The sequence below is a fragment of the Aeromonas salmonicida subsp. salmonicida genome (genome assembly GCF_001643305.1).
In the GTDB taxonomy this organism is placed as follows: Bacteria; Pseudomonadota; Gammaproteobacteria; order Enterobacterales; family Aeromonadaceae; genus Aeromonas; species Aeromonas salmonicida.
Genome location: NZ_LSGW01000059.1, coordinates 92,267 through 98,659, shown reverse-complemented (window position 1 = coordinate 98,659; position 6,393 = coordinate 92,267). Strand labels below are relative to the sequence as shown.

Sequence of the window (6,393 nt, the reverse complement as noted above, 5' to 3'; positions counted from 1 at the left end):
AAAACCAGGGGCGATTCAGTTAAAGGTGCTGCTCGGTGGGTCAAAGTAAATGCTGGGATAGAAATTGCCTTTGCTGTAGGAGTGAATGCTGCTGATTACATCTTACGTGATGAGGCGACCTTAGCCGAGTTCGTTGGTAATAGTTCTGGTGACATCATCAAGGGGATGATGACGCTAGTAACCATGTCTCTAGTCGTTGCGACACTACCGGTATCAGGAATTTTGGTAACTGGCGCTCTCTTTGCATTTGGTTCTTTCTTTATGGGTCGTGAGCTAGACGCATTAGATGAGCGTTATGGATTCTCAGATGAGATTGGCAACTCGCTTAAAAGGTTGGCCGAATGATTCATATCATACGACTGATCATTGCCGCAGCTTTTATCTGGTTCGGATTTGAACAGGTATCAGATGATTTGTATGCCACTTTATCTAATGGATCTGCATCGTTTAGGGTTAGCGGCATTGCCAATATTTGGGCTTCTTACTGTGCTCCGCTAGTTGGCATTGTGTTGATTCCTCATGTGTTAATGTCAGTAGCAAAGATTGGAAATCCAGACAAACTTTTTCAACGGAGCGTGCTAATTGTCATTTTCGCCATAGCGCCTATCTTAACCTTTGCTACCAAGATTAAATTAAGTTTTAAGTCTGACAATTACGTGGAGTGTCAGGATCTAAGACGGGTCTCCCGTTGGAACTCTTATCAAGTTTATGCCGTATCAGTTAATGAGTGCCAATTACTAAAAGATAGAAAAAATTCAAAATAAAAAAAGCCAGCATTATGCTGGCTTTTTTTGAGCAACAACAGCTATCGTTGCCGCAGCACCGGTTTCTGGTGTGCTGGCCTTGCCTACGCAGCAACAACTGATACGTGCATGCAGTTAACTGCTTACAAGTAGTAGAACATAACTAATGCGAAGAAGGCCCCACACCGTGGGGCCTTCTTCTATCTGCCTGACGGCGCCTAAACATGGCCAGGGAATGGCGCCGCATGGAGAGGCAACCATCGGGCAGCGCTGCATCATACGTGAAGCCTCCACGCGCTCACAGCCCCCCAATACACCGTGGCGACGCACACCGCCGTGTCTGCGTCACGGAAACCGCGCTCTTCCGCTCCCGCCTGCGCGCCGCATCAATAAAATTTTTTGCAAAAGTGGATTACCGCAAAACCATAGGCCTAGGCCCCGCCAGATAAAGGATCTCGGGCGTGGTTAGGATCTGAAAAGAAGGATCCTTTTTGCGGTTTTTTACAGTTTGGAGGGGCTCTGGATTGCTGCACTGAAAACATAACTCATTGAATATGCAGGGAGAGTCGTACTTTCCGTGAGAATTTGAATGATCAGGAAGGATCTCATTTGCTGCGGGGGAATAACGTGAAGGCGTTTTGTTTCAACTGGTTAGGTGTGATGAGGGCTGATCTGATAACTGAAATTTTGAAAAAGCATGAGCTGTGATGGTTAACCGAGGTGGTCATAGCAAATGAGGTTCATCTTGGCGTTCTCCGCACTCAAAAGCAGAAGAGGCCCACACTATGGGGCCTCTTCTCGATCTATCGTCTCAGTCCACATTAGTGAGCAGCTAGCTCACTGTAGAGATCTGGCTTTTCTTGCATAAGCGTCAAGACCTTCGCTGCCAATCCAGTCGGGTTGCGGCGCCGGGTCTCCCAACTTTTGACCGTATCAACACTCGTCCCAAGAGCCTGGGCAAACTCTTGCTGAGAAACATTCAGTGCGAGGCGAATAGCCTTTACGTCCGCCACTTCATAGCGAGTCCGCGCGGCAGGCTCAAGAAGGCCCTGCTTAATTTCAACAGCCTCCTCAAGGGAAGCCTTCAATTCGTCAAACATGTTCATGTTAAACCTCGCCTTTTAGTAACGTGGTCAAGCGCTTTAACTCGGCCTTTTCTGCCGATGTCAGGCTTTCTTTCTCACTCTTGGCATAGGCAAGCACTAAGTAAATCATCTCAGCTGTCGCTAGAAAGTAGATAACTCTCGCGCTGCCACTCTTCCCCTGCTGGCCAGTTGCCATGCGAATTTTTCGCAGACCCCCCGTGCCCTGGATCAAATCACCCTTTTCCGGCTGGGCAATCAATTCTGTTTGTAGTGCTCTGAGCTCATCATCTGTTGCGAGCGCTTTTATCTGCTTGGTAAAGATCGATGTCTCAATAAACTCAATGGCGTTACTCACCCATCACTCACTCTAGCCAATCAATCTAATGGTGTACATAGTACACCTCAAGAAAAATAACGACAACCGCTGGCATTCTCTGTCGCCACTCTGTCGCCACTTGGCCAAAAACAAAAAGGCCACTATTGCTAGTGGCCTTCGTAAGTCTTTGATTTTAATGGTGCCCGAGGCCGGAATCGAACCGGCACGACGCGAACGTCGAGGGATTTTAAATCCCTTGTGTCTACCGATTTCACCACTCGGGCACCGCAATCGGTATCAAGTCCGCGTGGCGGGCTTGTCAATATGGAGGCACGTTCCGGAGTCGAACCGGACTAAACGGATTTGCAATCCGCTGCATAACCGCTTTGCTAACGCGCCATGCAAAAGAGAGTTGGCTCTCTATTGTCTGAATTTGGAGCGGGAAACGAGACTCGAACTCGCGACCCCGACCTTGGCAAGGTCGTGCTCTACCAACTGAGCTATTCCCGCATTGGTCTGGCTGACTGCCTGACTACGAGGACGCATTCTAGCGATGTTCCTCGCTCAGTCAACCAAAAATATTTAATACCCTGATCGTTCGGGTGTTTTTTACCCTTTTCCTGCACTTTTACCACTCATGAGCGTTTCCCTGCCCCAACGACAGGGAAACACCGTTTTCTGCCAGGACAGAAACTAGAAGCGGGAGTGGTAGGTCAGATCGCCCCAGGCCGCTTTCATGTACTGGAACATGGACCAGAAGGTGAGCACGGTCGCCACATACAGCAGCACGTAAGCGAGCCACACCATCCAGATGTCGTATTGCCAGATAAGGCCGGTGAGTGACACCATCTGGATCATGGTCTTCCATTTGCCAATCCAGCTGACTGCAACCGCGGAACGCTTGCCAAGTTCGGCCATCCATTCACGCAGGGCGGAGATGATGATCTCGCGGCCAATCATGGTCATGGCGGGGATGGTGACCCAAATGGTGTTGTAGTGTTCGACTATGACAACCAGGGCCGCGGCCACCATGATCTTGTCAGCGACCGGATCGAGGAAGGCACCGAAGGCGGTGGACTGATTCAGCTTGCGGGCGAGATAGCCATCAAACCAGTCGGTCGCGGCCGCCAGAGTGAAGACGACAGCCGCCGCCAGATAGGACCACTGGTAGGGAACATAAAACAGGATGACGAAGACGGGGATGAGCAAAATCCGAAAAAACGTCAGCAGGTTAGGAATATTTGTCATTATTTTCAGCCACTTCTTGTATGCCGCTACATGGTAGCCCCAAGCCGATCACGGATGCAACCGGACAGGCGCCCGCCTTGGTCTATTAATCCATCAATAACCTCAGGATGCGGGCCATTATGGCATTTTCAGCCCCCTTGCGTCACGGCTCTTGTGCATCAGGATCCGGGGTTGAGAGCTATGTTCAGAGCGAACGCAGTGCATCGTGGATCGACTGGGCCAGCTCCTGGCTGATACCCGGCACCTTGGCGAGATCGTCCACTCCTGCCTTTTTCACCTCCTGCAAGCCCCCCAGATACTTGAGCAGGGCTTGACGACGTTTAGGCCCAACCCCCGGAATGTCCTCCAGGGTACTGCTAGTACGGGCCTTGGCGCGCCGTGCTCTGTGGCCGGTAATGGCAAAACGGTGGGATTCATCGCGAATATGCTGGATCAGGTGCAAAGCGGGCATATCTGCCGGCAAGTGCAGCTCTTCGTGGCTCTCCCCCATGATCAGGGTCTCCAGCCCCGCCTTGCGGGTTACCCCCTTGGCAATGCCCACCAGCAGCGGGTATTTGCCACCGAGAAACTCCTGCTGACGCGCCAGGATCTCCTCGGCGCGGCGCAACTGACCCAGGCCGCCGTCGATAAAGAGCACATCCGGCACCTTGTCCGGCTCTTGCAGCTTGCCAAAGCGCCGCTCCAGCACCTGCTCCATGGCAGCGTAGTCATCACCCCCTGTGATGCCGTCGATGTTGAAACGACGATACTCGGAGCTGAGCGGCCCTTCGCGGTTGAACACTACGCAAGAGGCCACGGTGCGCTCCCCCATGGTGTGGGAGATGTCATAACACTCCATGCGGGCGATGGGGCGCTCCAGCTCCAGCAGCTCTTCCAGCTGGCTGAAGCGGGCCGTGGTGGTGCTCTTGTGGGCGAGGCGCGAGCGCAGCGCAGTCTCGGCATTGATGGAGGCGAGCTTGATGAAACGAGCCCGCTCGGCACGGGTACGGCTCACCACCCGTACCTTGTAGCCAGCAGTCTGGCTCAGGGTGTCGGCGATCAGGGTTTCATCCTCTAGGGCGACGTCCAGCAGTACCTCGCTCGGGATCTGCCGCCCCCCCTGCCCCGACAAATAGAACTGCAACAGGAAGGATTGCACCACCTCTTCGAGGGGCGTGTCACTCGGGACCTTGGGAAAGTAGCTGCGCGAGCCGAGTACCTTGCCCTGGCGGATAAAGAGCACATGGATACAGGCTGCGCCCTGCTCGAACGCGACACCGATGACGTCCAGGTCGTCCAGCACGTTGCCGCTCACCGATTGCTGCTCGGTCACCCGGCGCAGCGCCTGGATTTGATCCCGATAGCGGGCCGCTTCTTCGAAGCGCAGATCGCCGCTGGCGGACTCCATCTTGCCCACCAGCTCGCCTATTACCTGCTGGTTCTTGCCCGCCAGAAACAGCTTGGCCAGCCCCACCTGCTGGGCATACTCAGCCTCGCTCACCAGACCGGCGACACAAGGACCGGCGCAGCGTTTGAGTTGATAGAGCAGACAGGGACGGGTGCGGTTGGCATAGACTGCGTCTTCGCACTGGCGCACAGGAAAGATTTTCTGCATCAGATGCAGGCTCTCGCGCACGGCGCCGCCGGAAGGGTAAGGACCGAAGTACTCCCCTTTAATCTTGCGGGCACCGCGATGCACGCCGATGCGGGGGTGCTGGTGCGCCGTGATGATGATCCAGGGATAGGATTTGTCGTCCCGCAGCAACACGTTGTAACGCGGCTGGTACTGCTTGATGAGATTGTGCTCGAGGATCAGCGCCTCTGTCTCCGTATGGGTCACCATGACCTGAATATCGGCGATCTGGCGCACCAGGGTACGGGTCTTGATGCTGTCGACATTGGTACGAAAATAGGAGGCGAGCCGCTTTTTCAGATCCTTGGCCTTGCCCACATAGATGACGGTGCCGCCGCTGTCATACATGCGGTAAACGCCGCTCTGGTGGGTCACGGCACTCAGAAAAGCCTTGCTGTCAAAGAGAGGTTCAGAAGTCGTCATGATGGCTCCGGCAACAGGCGTCGATCTGGCGCGTCACGGCACTCAAAAAGGCTTTGCTGTCAAAAAGGGGCTCGGGAGAAAAGGTCATCAGGCTACTCGATTCAACACAAAGGGGCGAAAACGATAGAAGTCAGCATCAACGGAGAGAGCATACTGCGCCAGGCCAGCGAAATGCAAAAAGGCGGCCGGGCCGCCTTTGCTTGCCACACGACAGCCGGTTACAGGGTGTCGGCATCCAGCATGCCATAGCGAATGGCCAGATGGGTCAGCTCCACATCGCCATTGATGTCGAGCTTGCTGAACAGGCGGTAGCGGTAGCTGTTGACCGTCTTGGGGCTCAGGTTCAACTGTTCGGAGATGTCGGTCACCTTCTGTCCCTTGGTGATCATCATCATGATCTGCAGCTCGCGCTCGGAGAGGGACTTGAAGGGATTCTCGTCCGCCGAGGCAAACTGACTGAGGGCCATCTGCTGGGCGATCTCGGGGGAGATGTAACGCTGGCCTGAATGCACCAGGCGAATGGCGTGGATCATCTCATCCGGCGCGGCTCCCTTAGTCAGGTAACCGGCGGCGCCCGCCTGCATCACCTTGGTCGGGAACGGATTTTCTGAATGAATGGTCAGCACTATGATGCGCACATCGGGCCGGATCCGCAGTATCTTGCGGGTCGCCTCCAGGCCGCCGATGCCCGGCATGTTCATGTCCATCAGGATCACATCAGGATGGTGCTGACGGCAAAACGTGACGGCGGTTTCCCCGCTCTGTGCCTCACCCACTACCTTGATCCCGCGGACATCTTCCAAAATGCGTCTTATCCCTGTACGCACCAACTCATGATCATCGACCAGGAATACATTAATCACCCAAACACCCCGTTTTTTATCTCGTTATACGCCAGTTAGGGTTAACACGGCGTCTTGCATCATAACCAAACTCGTTCATTTGGCAAACCATGGGCGGGAAAAG

General features: G+C 54.2%; 7 protein-coding genes and 3 tRNA genes. 2 read left to right on the top strand and 8 right to left on the bottom strand.

Features of this window, described 5'->3' with window-relative positions; all coding sequences use genetic code 11:
• Together AXW79_RS23195 and AXW79_RS22210 are read left to right on the top strand one after the other, a co-directional pair.
• On the top strand, positions 1–345 hold a 345-nt coding region (locus AXW79_RS23195), incomplete at its 5' end, for a hypothetical protein (RefSeq protein ID WP_211271111.1).
• Positions 342–764: a DUF1420 family protein gene (locus tag AXW79_RS22210; RefSeq protein ID WP_005320065.1), complete on the top strand. Its 423-nt coding sequence runs from the start codon at positions 342–344 to the stop codon at positions 762–764. The genes AXW79_RS23195 and AXW79_RS22210, both read left to right, overlap by 4 nt.
• 800 nt (positions 765–1,564) lie before the next feature.
• Here the strand turns inward: AXW79_RS22210 and nadS are convergent.
• From nadS to uvrY, 8 genes are all read right to left on the bottom strand, one after another.
• On the bottom strand, positions 1,565–1,849 hold the full coding sequence (gene nadS, locus AXW79_RS09755) for a NadS family protein (RefSeq protein WP_005320069.1): 285 nt from the start codon (positions 1,847–1,849) through the stop codon (positions 1,565–1,567).
• A 1-nt stretch (position 1,850) separates the two neighbouring features.
• Positions 1,851–2,183: a type II toxin-antitoxin system RelE/ParE family toxin gene (locus AXW79_RS09750; protein WP_005320072.1), complete on the bottom strand. Its 333-nt coding sequence runs from the start codon at positions 2,181–2,183 to the stop codon at positions 1,851–1,853.
• Between the two features lie 158 nt (positions 2,184–2,341).
• Positions 2,342–2,428: transfer RNA gene (locus tag AXW79_RS09745), tRNA-Leu, on the bottom strand.
• A 41-nt stretch (positions 2,429–2,469) separates the two neighbouring features.
• Positions 2,470–2,543: transfer RNA gene (locus AXW79_RS09740), tRNA-Cys, on the bottom strand.
• 35 nt (positions 2,544–2,578) lie between these two features.
• Positions 2,579–2,654, bottom strand: a tRNA-Gly gene (locus AXW79_RS09735).
• Between the two features lie 183 nt (positions 2,655–2,837).
• Positions 2,838–3,392, bottom strand: coding sequence for a CDP-diacylglycerol--glycerol-3-phosphate 3-phosphatidyltransferase (gene pgsA / locus AXW79_RS09730; protein ID WP_005320074.1), 555 nt, complete (start codon positions 3,390–3,392; stop codon positions 2,838–2,840).
• A 184-nt stretch (positions 3,393–3,576) separates the two neighbouring features.
• Positions 3,577–5,427 (bottom strand): excinuclease ABC subunit UvrC, encoded by a 1,851-nt coding sequence (uvrC, locus tag AXW79_RS09725; RefSeq protein WP_011898565.1) that lies wholly within the window; start codon positions 5,425–5,427, stop codon positions 3,577–3,579.
• 218 nt (positions 5,428–5,645) lie between these two features.
• Positions 5,646–6,290, bottom strand: coding sequence for a UvrY/SirA/GacA family response regulator transcription factor (uvrY, locus tag AXW79_RS09720; protein ID WP_005320080.1), 645 nt, complete (start codon positions 6,288–6,290; stop codon positions 5,646–5,648).
• Between the last annotated feature and the right edge of the window lie 103 nt (positions 6,291–6,393).